This window comes from Nostoc sp. DSM 114161, assembly GCF_052692665.1.
This window is the reverse complement of sequence record NZ_CP195141.1, coordinates 2637237-2658549: the sequence shown is the minus strand read 5'-3', so window position 1 is coordinate 2658549 and position 21313 is coordinate 2637237. Positions and strand designations below refer to the sequence as shown.

The following is a 21313-nucleotide window of genomic DNA, read 5'->3' as shown; positions in this document are numbered from 1 at the left end:
GGGGATGGGGAAAGGGAAAGGGGTAAGGGGAAAAGGGGAAAGATTAAATTTATTCCTTTTCCCTTTAACCTTTAACCTTTTCCCCTGCCTTCCCTACCTCATCTCCCTGGAATAGTGGTGCTTTTATCGAGTACTGCTGGAAGTGATGCCTGTGTTCGTAGTTGTCTGGTTTGCTCAATGATTTGTTCGATATCTTCTTGGGACAAACGCTGAACGTAGTTGAGTTTGATTTCTTCTAAGAAGTCAGAAAGTAAACTCTCAATTTCTCCAAGCAAGTGCTTTTCTTTGATTTGCCCTTTCAAGGCGTCGCTGAAACTTTGTACTAGTTGAGTAGTGAGTTTTGCACCAACAGGGTCTTCAACAGCACTAACTAAAGTTTTATAAAGATTTGTTGTGATTTGGGTTGCTAGTTGTTCGCTGAGTTGGGTTTGGGCTTGCCCGACGCCTGGAAGGTTTTGGAGGTTGCGGTAGATGGGAACTTGATGGATGACGGTTTCGATATTGTGACGCAAAATCGCAACGATCGCTGGTTGGATTTCGGGTAGCACTTGGTAAACAACTGTTTTTACCAAAAGACCTGCGATCGCTTCTATTTCATTGACGTTATTAATATCTATGTAGGAACGCACATTTTCTTGTTGCGACAGCCAGCGAATTAATTCACCCCGCTTAATTGAACCCTGAACTTGGTTGATTACCCTTACCACTACAATTTCTGTCAGTTCTTCGGCAAAATTGGCGACGATTCCCTGATTAATTTGTCGGCGCACTGGATACAAACTTAATAACTTTGCTTGGTCGAGACGAACTAATACAGGTATAATTCGTAGCCACCGCAAAAATGGTACTAATAATAACAGATCGTACCAACGCCACAAGAGTGCTTCTAAATAGCTTAAACCACGATGTTGGCGTCTGATTAAAAAGGTACGCCCCAGCAATTCTAGGGCAAATAAAATCACAAATACTGAGTCAATAATCCAGAAATTATTGATATATTCGCCATTTTCCCCAATTCGGCGGTAGTAGTTAGTGGCAATTAAAGGGCGGATTCTTTGGTTGAAAAAATTAATTTCTTGCAGCCAGCCTTTTTGGGTTAGGTACGGTTGACTCCAAAAAATGGCAAAGGACTGTTTTGCAGATTCATTGTCGATGCGATCGCGCATCCGATTTTTGATTTTTTCTAGAGTACCACTCTTATTCGCCCCTGCAAATGGGTTAGTGTCAATCATCTCGTTGCTAAGACGAGTTATTTCCTCTAGTCTGTTTTTGACTTCAGGCGACTGTAATCCTGTTTGGCTGACTTGTTCTTCTAATGCGTCTAGGCTTTCTAGATACTTTTTCGTCTCTCGATGCGGTTCAATACCTTTGATTGGGTCATAAATATGGACAATTTGGGGAAGTTTTTGTAAGTATAAATCCCGCCAATGTACGTAACTTAAATCAAACAAAACTAAACTTAAATTTACTGTGGCCAGGATTGCCATAAATCTTTCAAACCACAGATTGCGCTTCTCAGAATTTTTTATATTTTTCATTTTTTTGTTTTAAATTATACATTTTACTTGCTTTTCATTATCAATTGTCTGATTTATTAACTACCAAATTTCGACAACCAATTATCTTCGCTAATATAAGATACTTCTTTTGATGGATGACACAGATTAGTTTTTATAGAGTCATTTAAGTTTGACAAATATAAATTACAAATTATTCAAAAATCATTAAACAATTATGAAAAAAGTTATTAAAGAAACTTAAAATGCAGCTGTTAACGTCTATAATCCTCCTGATTTAAGCCAAAGGAGTTTTCATTTATGTGGTGTGGGTTTGGAAAATCAAGCACAACTTTTGCTGCTACCTGCCTGTTAACTGCTAGCATAGTAATTGTAGATACAAGTTTTGCAGCTCCTCAACGTAGTTACACGCCACAGCAATTTCGTGCTGTGTTGCGGGGATTAGGCTACAACGTCAAGGTAACAAATACGCCGTTGACGGATGAAGAAACCAAAAAAGCAATTCGTGAATTTCAGACTGGTTATAGGCTAAAACCAGTTGATGGGATAGCGGGGCCACAAACCCAAGCTTATGCTGCTAACATCGTTAAAATTCTGCAAGGGAATTTGAATGCGGTGGTGAAGCCAAATCCTCCTCTTCCCCGCGATAATTTTTATGGGCCTCAGACTGAAGCGGCGGTGAAGGAATACCAGAAGAAAAATCAGTTGCAAGAAACCGGGATTGCTAATTTAGCACTCCGGCAAAAGCTCGATGGAGAAGCAAAGGCACTTGTGGGTCAGCCAACTCCTAAGCCATCACCGACACCAACGGCTAAACCGACCACTAAACCGACCACTAAACCGAGAACTGTACCGAGTCCTACACCAACAGCGACACCGACAGCGACGCCAACTGCGACACCGACAGCTACACCAACAGCGACACCGACGGCTACACCAACTGCTAGCCCAACTCCTTCACCTACGTCTACACCTTAATCACCAGGAGCAATTCCTACCTCGAAGCCTCAACTCAAGATAATTTTGTAGTTGTTAATTCGTGAAATTTCCTACACCACCCTTTGGGTTAGTGTAGGCTTCTCTATTTCAGGACTTACGCAAAAATGACCAAAAAGCTCAATTTATCGTAGACGCGTACCCTTACAGGGAAGCAAGCTACGCGGAGCGTCTCCGACAGGAGAAGAGAAGCGGCTTCCTGTTCGCCCTTGGCGTTCCCGTTCGCGCAGCGTCTTTGTTAGGAGAAGGGTAGGGTACGCGCGGCGTCTTGTAGAGAAGAATGCCAAGGATTCGTAGAGCGTGCGTAAGTCCTAATATTTGTAAAGCTATTGCTTGGCATCAATAAGGACGACTGCGGCAAAGATGCGTGCAGCCTCTGAGAAAGTTATACCAATTCTCAAAAATTTGGCAACAGATTCAAACCTGAAACCTAGATATAATCTGAATTTCTGGCGTTGCGTTAGCATAGCGGGGCGTAGCCCATTGCGAATTGGTATTAGTTGTTGTGTGTTTGAGTTAGGAATTAGGGATTATTGGGTTCTTCTAAAGGTCTGCCTTTGGGCACAGGTAGAGCTGGACTACGGTCATTGTAAGGCATAGGAATGTACTGGACAGTGGGTCGCCCTCCTTGTGGCTGTGGGTACAAATCCATCAAATCATAAATAGAATTGGGCAGTCCTACGGTTATGGGCAGCCCCATTTCTGTAGCTTCCTCAACAGTGATGGGATAGTCGTGGGTAACGCGTCCAGTTGTTAAGGCTTCGATAATCGATTCGATATTTTCTGGCTGAACTTTTTGTTTAGGTATACTGTCTTTGAGGAGAGTCCGCACAAAGCGTTGTACTTGTTGTATTGCTTTACGTGCGAGGTCAGCCATAATTAAAGTTTGGTCATCAACTTCACTGATGGGTTTATCTTCGACTACTTTGACGATACTAGCTGCTGGGTAGTTACCGAGTTGGGGATCGACTGGCCCTAAAACGGCGTTGGCATCCATAACAATTTCATCAGAAGCCAGAGCTAGCATGGTACCGCCACTCATAGCATAGTGGGGTACGAAGACTGTAACTTTTGCTTGGTGGCGAATTAATGCTCTAGCAATTTGTTCTGTAGCTAAAACCAAACCACCAGGGGTGTGCAAAATTAAGTCAATTGGCACATCTGGGGGAGTGAGACGAATTGCTCGCAGTATCTGTTCTGAGTCTTCGATAGTAATGTAGCGAGATAAGGGAATTCCCAGTAAGCTAATGGACTCTTGTCGGTGAATTAACAAAATCACCCGACTTTTGCGTTGCTGTTGGAATTCCTGTAAAGCACGCAAGCGCCGATATTCTACTTGGCGTTTTTGCCAAAGGGGTTGCAAAGAAGTAAGAAGCAGGAAAATCCAAAATAAATCGCCAATACCAAAGCCCATAAATTTATTTATTGTTCAAAAATAACGGTTGCCGCCATTATTGTGACAATTTTTGGGCGATCGCAATTCTATCGCAGGGCTAGAAGAGGATGGGGGGATGGGGGGATGGGGTGATGGGGAGATGGGGAAAGGGAAAGGGGTAAGGGGGAAAAATTAAATTTATTTCCTTTTCCCTTGCTCCCCTGCCTCCCCTGCCCCCCCTGCCCCCCCTGCCTCCCATGCCCCATCTCCTTCACTTCCCTCGTCGCCAAATTTTGATGGTATCGTCATCGCCGCCACTGACTAGGGTTTGTCCATCAGGGCTGAAGGCGACGCATCTAACATAGCTGGAATGCCCTGTTAGTGTGCTAACTTCTGTACCAGTGTGAAAATGCCACAGTTTGATAGTATTGTCCCAACTACCACTAGCAAGAAATTGCCTATCTCGACTAAAGGCGACTGACCAAACTGAATCAGAATGACCAGTAAGGGTGCGAATTTCTCTGCCTGTGTTGACATGCCAAAGTTTTATTGTGTTATCGCCGCTACCACTAGCGATGATTTCTCCATCGTGACTGAAGGCGATACAGTTGACAAAAAAGGTATGTCCAACAAGCGTGCGAATTTCTCTGCCTGTGTATACTTGCCACAGTTTGATGGTGCAGTCATTACTACCACTAGCTATCAGCTGCCTCTCCTGGTTGTTGGTTGTAGCTGTTCTGGGAGAGTAGGCGACTGATGAAACTGGGTCGCTATGACCTCTGAAAGTTTGGATTTCTACGCCAGTGTGTACCTGCCAGAGTTTAATCGTACAGTCAGCACCACCACTAAGGAGCAGTTTGCCATCTGGACTGAAGGCGACGGAATTTACCCAGTTGGTATGACCAATGAGAGTACGAATTTCTTTACCTGTGTTGATATCCCACAATTTAATTGTGTTGTCCCAACTACCGCTAGCCAAAATTCCGGAGTTGATATCTGTGAACCCTCCAGTTCTGCCAGACTCTCCTTGATAAGAAGAATTTAGGGAAATTGGGCTAAAGGCAAGGGAATGAACCATGCTGGAATGGCCGGAAAACCAACGACCCAGTTGACGCACTTGCTTGCCAGTACTTAGTTGCCAAAGTTTGATAGTTTTGTCGTTGCTGCCACTAGCAAGATATTGTCCGTCTGGGCTAATGGCGATCGCATGAACCATACTAGAATGACCTTTAAGGGTCTGTATGCATTGCCAGTTCTGCCGATCTAGTATTACAACAGGCCCGGGTGATTGGACAACGGGTCTGGGTGATTCTTGGTTGGGCTTCCTCGTTAAAGATAATGGTATTGTTGCTAAATCTTCTCTAAAATCGCCTTCAAGTAAATTCAACCACTCCTGCACGGACTGGGGACGATAAGTTGACTCCAAATCCATGCCGCACATAATAGCTTGATTTACTCTATTACTGATGTTGGGATTAAAGTATTGTGGTGGTTCTAAATTAACATTGTGACGGCGATCGTCTGCACTTGTTGGTACAACTCCTGTAAGCAAATTATACAAAGTCGCGGCTAGGGCATAAATATCAATATATTCTCCTCGTGGCGCTTCTAATTCATACTGTTCGGGTGGGGCAAAACCAGGAGTACGATACACTGTATGCCTTTGAACTGCATTGGGAATAAACTCTCTAGAAATGCCAAAGTCTATCAGCACTGCTTCTGATTTATCAATGCGAATCATGATGTTGCGCGGTTTGAGATCCCGATGCAACAGCCCTTTAGAATGAATCAGCGTTAAAGCGTCGCCAATTTGCCGAATATATAACAGTGCTTCTGTTTCTGATAGCAAACCTACCCGCTTTAAGCGTTGTCCTAAGTCTTCGCCTTGGATGTACTCCATTACCATACAAGGCGAATTTCCTTCATCAAAGACGTTTTCTATCTGTACTATATGAGGATGGTGACACACAGCCAGCCGAACGGCTTCATCACGGAAGTCTTGCCGTAATTTATTTCGGTGGAGTATCCAAGCGGGGTGATTCAGGATTTCTTCTTTGAGAGTTTTGATTACTCGCAGTTGATTTCTTTGATTTCTGGCAAGATAAGTAATGCCAATTCCACCTTCGCCTAGTTGGCTTTCAATAATGTAGCGCCCTCCGAATAAAGACTTTCCTGGATTCCACACCATTAGTAATATTTGACGTTTTCTGGTATTTATTTTGGCACGGTATCAGAACAGCCAACACGAATTTTTGGGAATTCCATTTGTATTGTTGTTGTAGCTTTCTGAAGTTAGTTACTTAGATAACATTTTCATCACCTCAATAGTTACTATTAATTAATAGTATAAAGTTGGATATATCCTTATAGTTTTAGTTAAACTATGCCTTTACACCAAAATATGAAACTTGGTTGCTCATCCGATTAACGATAACTTTAGCCATATTTGTTCATAATAATTTGACTTGTAGGTAATCTAAAATTATGCTGAAGAATTTGAATTTGAAACAAAAGTTTACAATTCTGCTAGTAGTGATTTTGATGTTTGGTCTGAGCTTAAGCGGATTTGCTCTTTCTTCTTTGCTGAGGGAGAATGCCAAACAAGATATTAGCTCAACAGCTCTGATGCTGATGCAAACAATGAGTTCTGTCCGTAAATACACCAGTACTCAAGTAAATCCAGAGTTAGCTGATAAATTAGCAACGGAGTTTTTGCCGCAAAGCGTACCTGCATACTCAGCACGGGAGGTATTTGAAATTTTGCGGAAAACACCAGACTACCGTGACTTCTTTTATAAAGAAGCAACTCTCAATCCTACAAATCTTCGAGATAAAGCAGACGGTTTTGAGACAGAAATTGTAGAAAAGTTCAGAAATAAACCAGACTTAAAAGAAGTGAGTGGATTTCGCTCAATTCCTGGTGGAGATATTTTTTATATTGCTCGTCCGCTGCCAATTTCTGAAGAAAGCTGTTTGAAGTGTCACAGTGTACCTGAAGCTGCACCTCAAAGCATGATTACTCTTTATGGTACAGCCAATGGATTTGGCTGGAAGCTGAATGAAATTGTTGGCGCTCAAATTATATCAGTACCAGCTAATAACGTTATCAATAAAGCTAATCAATCTTCTTTACTAATTGTTCTGATTGTATCAACGATTTTTATCGCAACTATTCTGTTAGTTAACTTTTTCTTAAATCGGCAAGTTGTGATTCCTCTCAAACGCATGACTCGCATCGCGGAGGAAGTCAGTACGGGACATTTGGAAGTTGAATTTGAGCAGATGTCTAATGATGAAATTGGTAATCTAGCTAGAGCTTTTAAGCGGATGCAATTAAGCTTAGAAATGGCAATGAAACGAATCAAACGTACTCATGGAAGCACGGGAGATTAAGAAATGCCAGAATTCAGAATTCAGGAGTCAGAATTCAGGAGTCAGAATAGTCTTACGATGGAGAGATGGAATTTTAATATGGCAGATTCCATCTTGGTAAGGTACAGGTGATTCTAAGGGCGGACAGCCTTAGACCATGTTTGAAAAGGTTTCTTCTAAGTAGCAGAACGTTCTAGATCTCCCTAAATCCCTCTTAAAAAGAGGGACTTTGATTCTTGTTCCCCCCTTTTTAAGGGGGGTTAGGGGGGATCGATAAGTGCCTAAAATGACACCCAACCACTTTTCAAACAACCTCTTACCCTGTGGATGGTACGCCCTTACTTGCTAGCGCTGCTGCGCTATCAGCCAGCGGCTGATAATTTATGCTGAATTCTGAATTCTGAATTCTGAATTCTAAATTCTAAATGCCTACGAAAATAAGCTTTTTTTAAATTCAAAAGCTGCTTGAAAGTTAGGAATTTCTGCGGCTATCAATTCTACAAAATGGTCAGGTGGAATGTAAGGATTTTGAGCCAATATTTCTTCTATAACTAGAGTTGCCATCGGCCCGATGTGGTAAGCTAACTCTTGCTGACAGCGTTTAACAAATGCTGGATTAAGAGAAGCTTGTTGTTGTTCAATTTGCTCAATCTGTGGACTCATAGGTAAACCGGGCGAACTAAAGAAAGTTTCTCCCATTTGGTTATATGAGTCGGAGATTGCCGACATAGCCCGATATTCAGGATTAAATACGGTGGGAGGCAAATCATTCGCTATCGCCGGAGACATCATTACTTGTGGTTGTTCGAGAAGCTCTAAATCTGCAATTACTTCTGTTGCTGTTTGGTATCGCTTGTTGGGTCTATCGGCTAACATGCGATCGAGTATTTGAGCGAAACCATCAGTAACATAGGCATAATAACGCCAGTTCCATTCTAAGGAATACTGATCCATTAATAAGGATGGATCTTTACCTGTGAGCAGTACAATAGCTGTTACTCCCAAAGCATAAATATCACTACACGGAGAACATAAACCCAAGCTAATCTGCTCGCGAGGTGCGTATCCTACTTTACCAACGAGGGACATTTTACCGACGAAAGTTACTTGGTTTGAAGTTTTGGTTTCGTTGATATCAGTAATTTGTTTACCGACACCAAAATCAATCAGTACTGGCAAATCTTTGCCGTCTGGCAACATAATGTTGTCAGGGGAAATATCTCGATGGATAATGTTATGTTGGTGGACATATTCCAACACAGGCAGCAGGTTTTTTAGCCATTGAATAACTTCGCGTTCGGAAAAACTTCTTCCTTGGCGTTGAAGTTCTCCTAGCAGCCGAGAATATGTTTTACCATCGACATATTCTTGCACTAAAAACAGCCGGCCGTCTCCTTCAAAGCAAGCCAAAAACTTGGGAATTTGAGAATGTTGCAGTTGGTGAAGAATTTTAGCTTCTCTTTTAAATAAGTTACGATATTGTTCGAGTCCACTTTCGCCCGTACCAATAGGTGCAAACTCTTTGAGAACGCAAGCTTCATTAAAGCGACGGGTATCAAACGCCAAATAAGTCCGCCCCAATCCTCCTTGTCCCAAAAGTTTTTGGATAATATAGCGGTTATCAATTAGAGTTCCAGCGGCTATTTCTGGTCTTGTCAAAGGGGACTGTGACATCATCGCACTCCTAGCGATCTTACATTAGTGATAAATTATTTAGTTGCTGAAAGTCAGAAACTCTAGCAGATAAAGGCTTATATCATCTATAAAATAGAGGTTAACACCACTGTCAATATTAGGAAATACACTTTTCTACAATCTCTAGATGGTCTTGTGTGACCAAATTAGCAATTTTTTCTTGAGTAAGTTTTAGTAATTTAGTACTACTTAATATTAAGTATTTTAGCAGCCAGGATATACCCCGTGTCTGCGGTAATATCTGCGAGTGCTTTGGGCATCGCTTTTTAGATTGGCTGTTTAAGTTTATCTTAGCCTTAGTAGCCCGATCGCTACTAAGCCTGGAAACAGCTAGGTAGCATGACTTCATAGTTTTTCGGCAAAACTGAAGTTGCTATAGATTTATCAAACTAAAATATTATATTTATTTCAAGTACTTTATGTGCGATCGCTCTTAAAAATTAACTTTTGTGCAACCTAATGTTGCTATATCTAAATATACAAGCTTTCAGGATCGGCGACTATTCTTCTAAAATAGAAAATTATCCTCCTTAATAGAGTAATTTCTACTTTTATTGTTTATTCTCTTTTTTGTAAAAGCTGGTTCTTAGTAACATAAATTAATAAAAAATAAAGAAAAAATATCTACAGTTACAATAATTAATTTATAGCAATCCCATTTCAGTTGTGAAAAATATCTGTTATGGCTGTTAACCGTTGACAGTCAACAAACCTTTATGCAATATTTCACTTTCTCATTTAGGATTGTTATATTTCATCAGGATTGACGCCTAACTGACGTAAACGTTCTGCTAGTTGTTCTGCTTTTCGTTTAGCTTGAGCAGCTTCTTGTTCAGCAATTATAGCTCGTTCAGTCGCCACAGCAGTTTCTTCTGTCGGTTCAAGAATTAATTCTCCTGCTAAAGTAAACCACCTTAACCACAACCTTTCAATATCTCGAAACGAACCTTGCCATAAGCCCAAACTTAAATCAATCTCTGGCATTAGTATGCGTCCGTCAGTTAAATTCATCGGTTCGTAATGACCGCCTACTAACTGAAATGCTTGCAGTTCGTTAGTGTAGCGACTGAAAACAACATAGTAAGGAACCCGCAGAATTTGTTCGTAAACTTCCCATTTGCTAGGAGGTTTATCTGTTGTATTTTGTTTAGTAGCTAAATCTTCGTCTTCTGTGCCTGGAGATAATAATTCCACAATTACAAAAGGTTTTGCTGGTTCTTGCCAAGTTACATAACTTAAACGTAAATCCTCACCTTTGTATAGTTTTTGTACGCCGACTACACCGAACCAATCAGGACGTTTGTACCACAAAGGATGCTCGATTGTGTAGTAAAGATTCAGGTCAGCAGCACTGTAAACTAGTTCGGGGTTCCAGTTTATTGGCTGAAAAGTTAAGTATAAAAGTAGGGGTTGTAAAAAGTGAAAGTCGTCTGGCAAACCTGGTTCCTCTGGGTTGTCGCTGGGTAAATCATACATTGTGGGTAGCGTTTCCCAAGGAGGAAGTGGGGGATCGGATTGGGGGATATAGTTAGCAGAAAAGGTCATAAAAACGTAGGCCTTTTTTTGATTTTTCGTAGTAAATCGTATAAATTATCTATATTTTACTCCTTGAATGAATAAGAGACTTGATGCAAGATATGACTTATCCTAAAGTTAGTAGACCTTCAGGAAAATCAACGACTAATTTTCTGGTCAAAAGCCAAGGTAAACCGAGAAGTACTTCGGCAATTTGATCTCCAGCAATTACAGAAATATTAAATTCTTGACTATCTAAACTAACTCTACCAGTGTAGATATCAAACTGGGATTCTCCTTGTGCTGTCATACGTGTTTCTTCACTTTCCACAAGTTCCCATCCCAGCGAGAGAGCATCTTAAGTATTAATTGCTAACCAGTCGGTAAAACCACTATCGAATAGTGCATCAACTGTGATAACCAAACCATCGGATGCTACGAGGTCGATTTCAAAAATCAACTCGCCTTGGTTGCTAAATTTTCCTTCAATCAAATTGTTGAACTATGTTCCTGTGGAATTAATTGAAAGGTACAAATTAGTCTAAAAGGATTTTTTTGTTTTGCTAGCTGTTGGGCTAAAGCTTTATTGGTATTGAGAAAATAATCGCCGCTATCCGGTTCAATAGCAACATACCAGCCCGCATAACTATTAACTAATTCAGAATACAGCTGCTCATATATTTATTTGACGCACCCTTTTTACATATCCTGGGTTGGCTAACTTTGGTAATAATTGATTTGTATATTGCCTAATTCCCACCAAGGGACGAACGAGTTGGAAATGTTCTCTAGGGTGGTGTTGATTTTTGATAGCAAAAGATTCTTCTGGAAGTGAGAATGTTTTGGGTTGAAACGAGAACATTGTGATTTGAAGTGAGAATGTTTTCGTTTAATTGTATTATATAGTTGCCTAAGTAAGTCTAATTGACCTATTGCAGCTAGGTTGGTGATTGGTGAAGTATCACTAATTACAATCACAACCTGCCTAACTCCCGCAAGTTTTTTAAATCGAGTTCAAAATCTTCTATATCATAAGAGTAAAGAGGAATTTTGCGCTCTTTGAGCAGCTGTCGAAACTGTACTTTATTTATTTGTGCTAACTTGCTGGCGTGTCCTAAAGGCAATTTACCAGACTGAAACAATAGCAATGCAATTTCCTGCTTGAATTCGGCTGCGGTCATCCCACAGGCATTTAAGGTTTCATCGGATATAATGACGCTCATATATATTGATTGTGCGCTAGTTCTAATACTATTTTGATTTATTAACACTACAGCAACAGTTTAATTTCGGCAGATTCTCCTAATGCTTCATTGACTACGATTAATTTCCCCTGTTCATCAGCACCTAATTGCTGGTTAGCATTGAGCAATTCAATTCCAGAAATTGTGCCATCAGGAGCAATATCTACATTCATTTCTTCGCTGACTTGAATTGTTTCTACTTGTGCAGTTTTTTCTTGGATATAGATATAAGCTATGTTGTATCTTGGGTCGTAGGTAATTTTCATTATTCAATGGAATACCATATTTGCTGGATCTGCTGACGCACTTTTTCCCAATCATTTGGTTGTAAAGTTCCTAATTGACGTTCTAATAGACGCTTTTCTACTGTGTTTATCTTATGCAATCTAACTACCGACGGACGCATTAAGCCTGCCTGCTGCCATTCGATAATTTCAACATCAAAAGCAGTTTGAGTTATTTGACTGGTAATCCGCGCCACAATAACATCATCATCTCCTGTATCTAAAAGCAATAATACCGGACGCAGTTTGAATGTTACTGCATCAGAAAAAGGCAATTTGAGTAAAAGAACTGAGCCAGATTGATAATTTTGCATTGCTTAAATCGTGTCGTAGATAGCATCATCTTCGCTGTAACCTTTTAATAATTGCTCAGATACAAGACGATGCCAAGCTGCTTCTTCTTGTTCTTCTTCTGTGGGTTCATTGACGAGAATAATTACTTTTACCTGCTGATTATTTACTAACTGTTGCAAAATCGCATCTGGTAATTCTATTTTGCCTTCGGTAGTGACATTCGCTGGAAATTCGTATGCTTTCATGTTGTTTCGATCGCCTGCTAGTTCTAATATTATTGTGACGCTGTTATTCTACAACTAGCTGCGTTGCCAAATTTTGATATTTCCGCTATCGTCTCCAGCAGCAAGCCAATTGTCATCGGGGCTAAAGGCGACGGATTTAATTGAGTCGAAATGACTGAGGGTGTAAATTTCTTTACCTGTTGCCAGATTCCACAGTTTGATAGTCTTGTTGCCACTACCACTAGCCAACATTTGCCCATCACTACTAATGGCGACGGAAATAACCCAACTGGAATGACCACTTAGGGTGTGAATTTCTGAGCCTGTTGCCAGATTCCACAGTTTGATAGTCTTGTCGCCACTACCACTAGCCAACATTTGTCCATCACTACTGATGGCGACGGAATTAACCGAGTCGGAATGACCACTCAGGGTGCAAATTTCTGAGCCTGTTGCCAGATTCCACAGTTTGATAGTCTTGTCCCAACTACCACTAGCCAACATTCGCCCATCACTACTGATGGCGACGGAATTAACCGAGTCGGAATGACCACTCAGGGTGCAAATTTCTGAGCCTGTTGCCAGATTCCACAGTTTGATAGTCTTGTCCCAACTACCACTAGCCAACATTTGCCCGTCACTACTGATGGCGATGGAATTAACCCCACTGGAATGACCACTCAGGGTGCGGATAAGTTGACCTGTAGTTGATGAAAATAACTTAATAACTTGACTTACTACACTTGCTAAGATATCTCCCTTGGGGCTGAGAGCTATGATTTCAGAAATACCTATGATGTGGGCACATTCCCAGTTATTTCGTATTCTCAACAAATCCAACCACTCCTGTACTGGCTGGGGGCGAAACTTGTAATTTAACGCCATCCCCTTCATAATTGCCTCATTGACGCGATCGCCCACACTCGAATTCAATTCTTTAGGCGGTTTTAGGGTAAAATTTTGCAGTCTAACTGGTACTGGCATAGGCAACTGTCCAGTCAGCAAAGAATATAACGTGGCGGCTAAGGCGTAAACATCAATATATTCTCCCCGTTCGGCATTAGGTATATACTGTTCTGGTGGCGCATAACCATGAGTAACACTCTCTGTATGCTGTAAAACTGCACCGGAAATAAATTGTCTAGCAATAGCAAAGTCAATTAACACTGCCTCTGGTTTACCCGCACGCATCATAATATTACCCGGCTTTAAATCCCGATGCAGTAAGCCTTTGTCGTGAACCAGTGTCAAAGCTTCACCAATTTGCCTAATATATTGCAGTGCTTCGGCTTCTGATAACGCCCCTTTTTCGGTTATTCGCTTTCCCAAATCTTCACCTTCGATATACTCCATCACCATGCAGGGAAAATTACCTTCATCAAAAACGTTTTCTACCTGCACAATATGAGGATGGCGACACAAAGCCAGTCGCAAAGCTTCATCTCGGAAGTCATACCGTAATTTATCTTGATGTGGTATCCAGTCAGGATGATTCAGGATTTGTTCTCTGAGAGTTTTGATGACTCGCAACTCGCCGCGTCGATTTTTTGCCAGATAGGTTATGCCTATGCCACCCTCGCCTAATTTTCTCTCGATTGTGTAGCGTCCACCAAACAACTGCTGCCCAAAATTCCACACCATTGGTCAAAACCGTAGTTTCACTGATATTTTATTTTGGCACATCATAAATATCAGTTTTTGGCAAATATTTCGACATAGCAGCGAATAGCTGACTTGGCGTTGTTTAGGAAGATAAACTTAAGGCGATTCTCATGGAACTTACAATAAGCAGTGTATTTAATCGTAATCAACCTATGACGCCACTAGTAATCAAACCTTCATCCTGGCTAGAGAATGGTATTCAACTTCAAAAAGTCAATAAACTTTATCTGTTTAAAATTACAGATGAAATGTCAGATAGAATGCAAGAACTTGTTGATAAAAAAACTGCTGATTCTCAAACACCAGAAGAAGCTGCTGAACTGGAAGCAATTGGAGAATTAGCGATAATTGTTAGCTACATCAATGGCATGATTGCTAATGAAGCACAAAAATCTAATGAAACAGGAAACCAGGAAGAAGGATTGGATAGGAATTAATAAAAATTCAGAATTCAGAATTCAGAAAAAGAGACGTTGCAATGCAACGTCTCTACATTTGGGTTATTGGATCGGGATTTGCCGGATTAAAATACTCATTACTTGATCTGGACTCCCAGTTGGTACTAGTGGACTCCAATCTCCGACGCTGGCGTAGCCAATTACTTGCAAATGGTGAATGGTACTGGTAACGGTTTCAAGAGAACCTATCAATATATGCTTGATAGGTTTTCTTTTAGGAAGTGGGCTTTGAGTAAATTCTTTGGCAGCAGGTGTATTTAAATATTCACCTAAGAACTGTTCTAACTTTGACTGGGCGGAATCTTCTGGTTGTGCCATGATTGTATTTATCTCCTGATAAGGGGGCCGATAAGGGCGATCGCATTCATCTTTTGCGGGATTGGGCGATCGCCTTTATCATGCTTTTATGGTAATGTATAAATTTATACTTGTCAGCTATAAATTCAAAAATTTCTATCAATAATTCCCAAGTTTTAACGAGAATAAATTATGTCTAATTCGAGATATTTAAAATTTCATTGCTCTAAAAAAAATGCTAGGTTTAGCAAATTTTTAACTAAACCTAGCAATCTTTAATTATTTACAAAAAGTCTAATCTTCAGGTTCAATTCCCGCAGCCCGCAATTGTGCTGCTAGTCGTTCGGCGCGTTGGCGTTCTTGTTCGGTGCGTTGACGTTCTTGTTCGGCTAATTCTGTTCCCCAGGGTAGAAGGTTTCCTTGTTCGTCCCACCAGCGTAACCACTTCCCTGTGCGGTTTTCACGAGTGCCTTGCGACACTCCAAGGTAGAGATTGATTTCTGGTATCCAGTAGCGTTGATTTGCATCGGGTTCTTGCAAGATGTACTCTTGTGTGGTGTCCAAGCGATACGTTTCGATACTGCCGCTTTCTGGCTCAAAGATAATGTAGTTTGGTACTTTTAAAATACGCTCGTAGAAAAACCATTTTCCTGGGGGATATGTCGCTTTGATAGAGTATTCTGTTTCCTGTGTATCGGAAACAAATTCCATCACAATTATGGGAATGTCGCCCTGTAATTGAGGTGTATAACTGCGGATTACTTCTTCTCGATTAACATTAATTTTGGCAATGAAAGCCCAATCAGGGGCTTTAATAACTATTTTGTTATTTAGAGTGGCACAAATGCCGTAATTAGTTGTTGCTAGGGCGTTAGCTGGAATTTTTCCGGCTAATTGTAGGCTTTCTGTAAGTGCAGCAGCTAAGGCGGGTTGGTTGATGTTGTCCACTGGGTCATCTGGAAGTTTGTAATCATCGGGGAGTTTTTCCCAAGTGATTTTGTAATCTTGGGTGAGGACTGTCATGATGGGGTTTCCTTTGATGGAAAGGGGACTGGTGATTGGGAATTGGGGACTGGGGACTGTTTTGTTAATACTCAGTCCCCAGTCTTGTTAATCATATTCATCGGGTTCTAAATCGTCGGTTGTCAGTTCTTGATGGGGGATGGCGGCGATAATTGCATCTATTACTTTAGAGACTGGTAAAATCTCAATGTTGAGATCGGGAAATTTTTGTCCCTTGGGGACGATCGCTCTTTTAAATCCCAATTTAGCTGCTTCTTTTAACCGCAGTTCCATTTGAGAAACCGATCGCACTTGTCCGCCTAAGCCAACTTCACCTATCAATACTGTACCTGGGTCAACGATGCGATCGCGGAAACTAGCAACAATAGCAATTGCTATTCCCAAATCTACTGCTGGTTCTTCTACATTCAATCCGCCAGCCGAAGCAACATAAGAATCTAATTTCGACATGGGAATCCCGACACGTTTTTCTAAGACGGCGAGAATTTGCACTAAACGGTTGTAGTCTATGCCGGTGGCTGCACGTCGCGGGGAAGGGTAGCTGGTGGGACTAACAAGGGCTTGTAATTCCACAACGATGGGGCGAGTACCTTCACAAGCAACTACAATTGCTGTACCCGGTGCTGGGTCGTCACGATTGCCTAAAAATAACTCTGAGGGGTTGGGAACTTCCCGCAATCCATGTGACACCATTTCAAAGATGCCGATTTCATGTGTTGCCCCAAAGCGATTTTTCACTGTGCGTAATAACCGATGGGAGGCAAAGCGATCGCCTTCAAAATACAACACTGTGTCTACTAAATGTTCTAAGACTTTCGGCCCGGCGATCGCTCCTTCTTTGGTGACGTGTCCGACAATCAACATGGTAATATCTTCGTGCTTTGCCACCTTCATCAAAGCCGCAGTACATTCACGTACCTGAGCCACGGAACCAGGCGCGGAAGTCAAGGCGGGAAAGAACACTGTTTGAATACTATCAATTACAGCTACATTCGGTTTCAGTGAATCTACTTCCCGCAAAATCTCTTCTAAATCTGTTTCTGGCAATACGTATAAATCCGCTCCTACGTTTTCCGGTGCTTGTGATTCCCCAGGGTTTTCTGTTACTGGCTCATCGCCATCACCAACAACACTTAGAGGTTTTGCTACTCCTAAGCGAGAAGCTCTTAATTTGATTTGTTGTCCTGATTCTTCTCCAGAAATATAAAGGATGCGGTATCTTTGCGCCAACTGATTTGATACTTGCAGTAGTAAAGTCGATTTTCCAATTCCTGGGTCGCCGCCAATTAACACCATCGAACCAGGAACAACTCCACCACCTAATACCCGATCTAATTCTCCATAACCAGACTCCCAACGAGTGACTTGGCGATCGCTAATTTGGTCAAATGTCAGTGAAGCCCGCTGCTTTGGAGCTTTAGCATTAGATTTGCCATTATTGGGTGCGGCTTGCCAACCACTTACTCCTCCACGAGTAGGTACATCTACAGAAGATTGGATCAGGAGTTGTTCTTCTAGAGAATTGTAAGTACCACAGGCTGGACACTTACCAAACCATTGAGGGGATTCCGCCCCACAATCGTTACAAACGTAAAAACTTTTTGGCTTTGCCATTCGTAAATCTTATTAAATAATCTTAATATTTACTTAAGTTTTGGAGAATACTAGAATCCAATCATAGTAGTAATTAGAGCTTTTTCCAAATCAATTTATGGAATGATATCTTAATATTATGGTATTAAAAATTAATCATGTAAATTTTAAGTGAAGGAGCGTTGAGCAACTTGGAAAGTCATAAAGAAAAAATCTTGGTAGTAGACGATGAAGCCAGCATTCGCCGGATTTTGGAAACGCGCCTTTCAATGATTGGCTACGATGTCGTGACAGCTGGTGACGGAGAAGAAGCTTTGGAAACTTTTCGCAAAGCCGATCCTGACTTAGTAGTTTTAGATGTAATGATGCCAAAGCTAGATGGCTACGGTGTTTGTCAAGAATTACGCAAGGAATCAGATGTCCCCATTATTATGCTAACAGCCTTAGGGGATGTAGCCGATCGCATCACTGGACTAGAATTAGGTGCTGACGACTATGTAGTTAAGCCGTTTTCCCCCAAAGAACTAGAAGCCCGCATTCGGTCAGTGCTGCGGCGAGTAGACAAAACCAGTGCCACTGGCATTCCTAGTTCTGGCGTGATTCATGTCGCTAACATAAAAATCGATACCAATAAGCGACAAGTCTATAAAGGCGACGAACGAATTCGATTGACAGGTATGGAGTTTAGCTTACTAGAGTTGTTAGTCAGTCGCTCTGGAGAAGCTTTTTCACGTTCAGAAATTTTGCAGGAAGTTTGGGGTTACACACCAGAACGCCACGTAGATACCCGCGTAGTAGATGTGCATATATCCCGTTTGCGGGCAAAACTAGAAGACGATCCCAGCAACCCAGAATTAATATTGACAGCCAGAGGTACTGGTTATCTTTTCCAGCGAATTATTGAACCAGGGGAAGAGTAGGAGGGGGACAAGGGGACAAGGAGACAAGGAGACAAGGAGAGAGACTAATGCCCTGTTTAGCCGATGCCCCATGCCCAATGACCAATGACCAATGACTAATGACTAATGACTAAATCCGATCCCAATCGAGTTTTGCGGCGTCTACCCATTGTTGTAGGTGGACTAGGCGCTGTACTTTTGTTAATTAACCGCTTGTTGACACCGCAACTCACTGAATCTCAAGCGCGTGGTGATGTGTTGGGTGTGATTTTGAGTGCGGTGTTAATTTTGACGGGTTTAATTTGGCAGCAGGTACAGCCGCGATCGCCTGATACTGTAGAGCTAATTGGAGAAGAGGGTTTTGTACTAGCAACAGACTTACCAGAAGCCCTGAAAACTGAACTAGCTTGGGCATCTCATTTATTGTTGACCAATACAGTAACGCGATCGCTAGTAGTTTTTTATCGAGGTAAAGTTTTGTTGCGTCGGGGAATTTTAGGTGTCAAATCTGAGGTTGTACCAGGAGCAATCTTAAAACAGGTACTCGAAAAACAAAAGCCGATTTATCTAGTGGCGCTAAATGTTTATCCCGGTAAGATTGAATTTGATTATTTACCTGAAAATACTCAAGGGGTAATTTGTCAACCTATTGGCGATAAAGGTGTCCTGATTTTAGGAGCGAATGCCCCTCGCAGTTACACCAAACAAGATGAAAAATGGATCGCGGGAATTGCTGATAAATTAGCAGTTACTCTTAGCCAAATTTAGATTTTGGGAAAAGTTTGAAGAGAAAAAACTTCTGCTTAAAATCTAGTATTAAAAGCATTAGTTCCATGAAGTCTATTAGTGCTACGAACAACAATATCCCGGACTTCTCAAAGAAGTCCGGGATATGAATAACCTCGATTTTTATATGTTCTCTTTTTGATAGCCACCAGATAAATTTATCTTGAAAATTTAATCACCAAGAAGTTAAAAAATTCCACCCTTCTGTTTCTTCTGGTATATTTTCTTGTTTTTGTTCGGCTGTATTGAAATTTTTCTGTTGAAGTAAATTATCATAATCTCCAGAATCAATCCATTTTAATAACTCGCCAGTTCGCATCACAACCCAAGGAAGTGCAGATTCTGTGTAACTTAATATTTTGGTTACGCGATCGGCAGTATCAAGATTCTGAGATGCAAACTCACGCGCTTGAGTTAAGAAATCTTCAATCACAGCAGTAGTCAAGTATTCCTCTGGTAAACCTGCAATTTTTATCAGTGTGGTGGTTGCGACATCAATATCCTGACAAGCCAACAAACCAGCGCGATCGGCCGTGAATCTAGCCATCATCTGCCAATTATATAAAGCCAATTCCATACCACTGGCTACCAAACCACCAACCCCCAATGTAGTACTACTCAACAAATTTTTTAAAGTCGGCATCACAAATGCCATTTGGTGATAAACCATATGTTGACTCTTAATCCGAGCAACTTCATGTCCCAAAATATAAAGTAACTCATCTTTATCAAGCCACTCCATTGCATCTAAATTGATACTAATAAGAGGTTTTTCGACTCCAACGATGTAGCTTTCAATGTGGCCTGTGGCTCGGAACAGATATAGTTCGGGAAGTAGGTTAACATCGAGAATTTCGCAAGTTTCTACTAATGCTTGATGCAATTGGGGAAAATTCCGAGGGGTAACTTTGATACTACTGCCAAGGCTTTGGATGCGGAGTAGGCGATCGATACCGTATTCGTTTATTTTTTTGAGTAGCAGAGAGACACCAGGCATCTTTTGTAAAGATGCTAAGGCTTTGCGATCGAAAGGGTGTTCGTAAGTTTGCGAGTTTAGTCCAGTTAATATTTTTCTCTGCATTGATTTCTAATTCCCAAGGCTAAGTGCTTTTAGTAGCTGTTTAGTTTTTTTAAATAGTATAAATCGCATCTTTGATTAAGGTTGCAGTCCAGGGGAATATCACCATATCGATCGAATGAGCAAGCATTTTCTCGAAAATACGATAAATTTACTTTATATTAATCATTTTTTAGATGCTGTTTTTTGGATGTAACACGTTTTGGGGTAGCACAGCGATGCTACCCTACAAATGACTAACTGAGTTGGAAATTTCAAATTTTATCTATGCAAATTACCTATTGGCTATTAATTGCCGTAATGGTTGTGGGGATTATCGGCGCGGTAGTTCCTGCAATTCCAGGCGCCAGCTTAATTTTAATTGCAATTATCATCTGGGGAATTGTTAGCAGTTCCTTCGCAGCTATCAAGATTCCATTAATTGTGACAATTATTGTTTTAGTACTCAGCGTCGGTGTGGATTTTTTAGCTAGTTATGTAGGAGCAAGACAAGCCGGAGCTAGCAAGTGGGGACAAATTGGCGCAGTTGTCGGCCTAGTGGTGGGATTTTTGGGATTATTGCCAGCTTTACCCTTTGGAGGTCCGCTGTTAGGAATTCTACTAGGGCCGCTGTTGGGAGCAATTATTGGTGAGTATCTTTACCGACGTGAATTAGGATTAGCGATTAAAGCAGGTATCGGAATTGTCGTCGGTACACTGGTTGGGAATTTGATTCAAGGGTTGTTAGCGATCGCATCTGTTACAGTATTTATAATTACAACTTGGCCTCAGGTCTACGGTGCTTAAAATTTATCGATTTCACCAGATTTACTCACATAAGAAAATTGAGTAGATAGGATAACTAAGTGGCGTGGTTAGTTATTTTATCTACTCAGTATCAGGGTGAAAAGCTGAATTTTATAGTAAAAGATACACACAAACATTAATCTTTTGGATACAAGATTTAAAATTCAAAATTAATTATTCTTTGAATTTTTTATCTTGCTTTGAAGGTCAGCTAT

Annotated in this window: 22 protein-coding genes; 6 read left to right on the top strand and 16 right to left on the bottom strand. The window is 41.1% G+C overall.

Annotated elements, in window-relative coordinates:
• Window positions 1-98 precede the first annotated feature (98 nt).
• Window positions 99-1538: a hypothetical protein gene (locus tag NSTC745_RS11570; RefSeq protein ID WP_445637262.1), complete on the bottom strand. Its 1440-nt coding sequence runs from the start codon at window positions 1536-1538 to the stop codon at window positions 99-101.
• A 279-nt stretch (window positions 1539-1817) separates the two neighbouring features.
• Here NSTC745_RS11570 and NSTC745_RS11565 point away from each other — a divergent pair, with 279 nt between their 5' ends.
• Window positions 1818-2495, top strand: a complete 678-nt coding sequence (locus NSTC745_RS11565) for a peptidoglycan-binding domain-containing protein (protein WP_445637261.1) — start codon at window positions 1818-1820, stop codon at window positions 2493-2495.
• Window positions 2496-3036: 541 nt separating this feature from the next.
• On the opposite strand, the gene NSTC745_RS11560 is transcribed toward NSTC745_RS11565, so the two are convergent.
• Window positions 3037-3927: an SDH family Clp fold serine proteinase gene (locus NSTC745_RS11560; protein WP_445637260.1), complete on the bottom strand. Its 891-nt coding sequence runs from the start codon at window positions 3925-3927 to the stop codon at window positions 3037-3039.
• A 232-nt stretch (window positions 3928-4159) separates the two neighbouring features.
• On the bottom strand, window positions 4160-6076 hold the full coding sequence (locus NSTC745_RS11555; protein ID WP_445637259.1) for a protein kinase domain-containing protein: 1917 nt from the start codon (window positions 6074-6076) through the stop codon (window positions 4160-4162).
• Between the two features lie 296 nt (window positions 6077-6372).
• On the opposite strand from NSTC745_RS11555, the gene NSTC745_RS11550 reads away from it, so the two are divergent.
• Window positions 6373-7281, top strand: a complete 909-nt coding sequence (locus NSTC745_RS11550; protein ID WP_445637258.1) for a c-type heme family protein — start codon at window positions 6373-6375, stop codon at window positions 7279-7281.
• 408 nt (window positions 7282-7689) lie between these two features.
• On the opposite strand, the gene NSTC745_RS11545 is transcribed toward NSTC745_RS11550, so the two are convergent.
• The 9 genes from NSTC745_RS11545 to NSTC745_RS11505 form a co-directional block, all read right to left on the bottom strand.
• Window positions 7690-8934: a protein kinase domain-containing protein gene (locus NSTC745_RS11545; protein WP_445638582.1), complete on the bottom strand. Its 1245-nt coding sequence runs from the start codon at window positions 8932-8934 to the stop codon at window positions 7690-7692.
• A gap of 768 nt (window positions 8935-9702) precedes the next feature.
• On the bottom strand, window positions 9703-10500 hold the full coding sequence (locus NSTC745_RS11540; protein ID WP_445637257.1) for a Uma2 family endonuclease: 798 nt from the start codon (window positions 10498-10500) through the stop codon (window positions 9703-9705).
• A gap of 97 nt (window positions 10501-10597) precedes the next feature.
• Entirely contained in the window at window positions 10598-10780 is a 183-nt protein-coding gene (locus NSTC745_RS11535) for a hypothetical protein (RefSeq protein WP_445637256.1), read from the bottom strand.
• A gap of 48 nt (window positions 10781-10828) precedes the next feature.
• Complete coding sequence (locus tag NSTC745_RS11530; RefSeq protein ID WP_445637255.1) at window positions 10829-10963, bottom strand: hypothetical protein; 135 nt, start codon at window positions 10961-10963, stop codon at window positions 10829-10831.
• A gap of 481 nt (window positions 10964-11444) precedes the next feature.
• Window positions 11445-11693: a UPF0175 family protein gene (locus NSTC745_RS11525; RefSeq protein WP_445637254.1), complete on the bottom strand. Its 249-nt coding sequence runs from the start codon at window positions 11691-11693 to the stop codon at window positions 11445-11447.
• 47 nt (window positions 11694-11740) lie between these two features.
• Window positions 11741-11980, bottom strand: coding sequence for a DUF2283 domain-containing protein (locus NSTC745_RS11520; protein ID WP_445637253.1), 240 nt, complete (start codon window positions 11978-11980; stop codon window positions 11741-11743).
• The gene (locus NSTC745_RS11515) at window positions 11980-12312 is read right to left on the bottom strand and encodes a type II toxin-antitoxin system PemK/MazF family toxin (protein ID WP_445637252.1); all 333 of its coding nucleotides are present in this window, start codon (window positions 12310-12312) and stop codon (window positions 11980-11982) included. Before NSTC745_RS11515 ends, NSTC745_RS11520 begins: the two co-directional genes overlap by 1 nt.
• Window positions 12313-12315: 3 nt before the next feature.
• On the bottom strand, window positions 12316-12537 hold the full coding sequence (locus tag NSTC745_RS11510) for a hypothetical protein (protein WP_445637251.1): 222 nt from the start codon (window positions 12535-12537) through the stop codon (window positions 12316-12318).
• A 54-nt stretch (window positions 12538-12591) separates the two neighbouring features.
• Window positions 12592-14157, bottom strand: coding sequence for a protein kinase domain-containing protein (locus tag NSTC745_RS11505; RefSeq protein ID WP_445637250.1), 1566 nt, complete (start codon window positions 14155-14157; stop codon window positions 12592-12594).
• A gap of 131 nt (window positions 14158-14288) precedes the next feature.
• On the opposite strand from NSTC745_RS11505, the gene NSTC745_RS11500 reads away from it, so the two are divergent.
• On the top strand, window positions 14289-14615 hold the full coding sequence (locus NSTC745_RS11500; protein ID WP_445637249.1) for a hypothetical protein: 327 nt from the start codon (window positions 14289-14291) through the stop codon (window positions 14613-14615).
• Window positions 14616-14678: 63 nt separating this feature from the next.
• On the opposite strand, the gene NSTC745_RS11495 is transcribed toward NSTC745_RS11500, so the two are convergent.
• The 3 genes from NSTC745_RS11495 to radA all read right to left on the bottom strand — a co-directional run bounded on the left by NSTC745_RS11495 (window position 14679) and on the right by radA (window position 17570).
• Window positions 14679-14954 (bottom strand): hypothetical protein, encoded by a 276-nt coding sequence (locus tag NSTC745_RS11495; RefSeq protein ID WP_445637248.1) that lies wholly within the window; start codon window positions 14952-14954, stop codon window positions 14679-14681.
• Between the two features lie 273 nt (window positions 14955-15227).
• Window positions 15228-15956: a Uma2 family endonuclease gene (locus NSTC745_RS11490; protein ID WP_445637247.1), complete on the bottom strand. Its 729-nt coding sequence runs from the start codon at window positions 15954-15956 to the stop codon at window positions 15228-15230.
• A gap of 87 nt (window positions 15957-16043) precedes the next feature.
• Window positions 16044-17570, bottom strand: coding sequence for a DNA repair protein RadA (gene radA, locus NSTC745_RS11485; protein WP_445637246.1), 1527 nt, complete (start codon window positions 17568-17570; stop codon window positions 16044-16046).
• A 170-nt stretch (window positions 17571-17740) separates the two neighbouring features.
• On the opposite strand from radA, the gene rpaB reads away from it, so the two are divergent.
• Complete coding sequence (rpaB, locus tag NSTC745_RS11480) at window positions 17741-18469, top strand: response regulator transcription factor RpaB (protein WP_096542480.1); 729 nt, start codon at window positions 17741-17743, stop codon at window positions 18467-18469.
• Window positions 18470-18574: 105 nt separating this feature from the next.
• Window positions 18575-19216, top strand: coding sequence for a cofactor assembly of complex C subunit B (locus tag NSTC745_RS11475; protein WP_445637245.1), 642 nt, complete (start codon window positions 18575-18577; stop codon window positions 19214-19216).
• A 193-nt stretch (window positions 19217-19409) separates the two neighbouring features.
• On the opposite strand, the gene NSTC745_RS11470 is transcribed toward NSTC745_RS11475, so the two are convergent.
• The gene (locus NSTC745_RS11470; RefSeq protein WP_445637244.1) at window positions 19410-20315 is read right to left on the bottom strand and encodes a M48 family metallopeptidase; all 906 of its coding nucleotides are present in this window, start codon (window positions 20313-20315) and stop codon (window positions 19410-19412) included.
• A 264-nt stretch (window positions 20316-20579) separates the two neighbouring features.
• On the opposite strand from NSTC745_RS11470, the gene NSTC745_RS11465 reads away from it, so the two are divergent.
• Window positions 20580-21098, top strand: coding sequence for a DUF456 domain-containing protein (locus NSTC745_RS11465; protein WP_445637243.1), 519 nt, complete (start codon window positions 20580-20582; stop codon window positions 21096-21098).
• Window positions 21099-21313 lie beyond the last annotated feature (215 nt).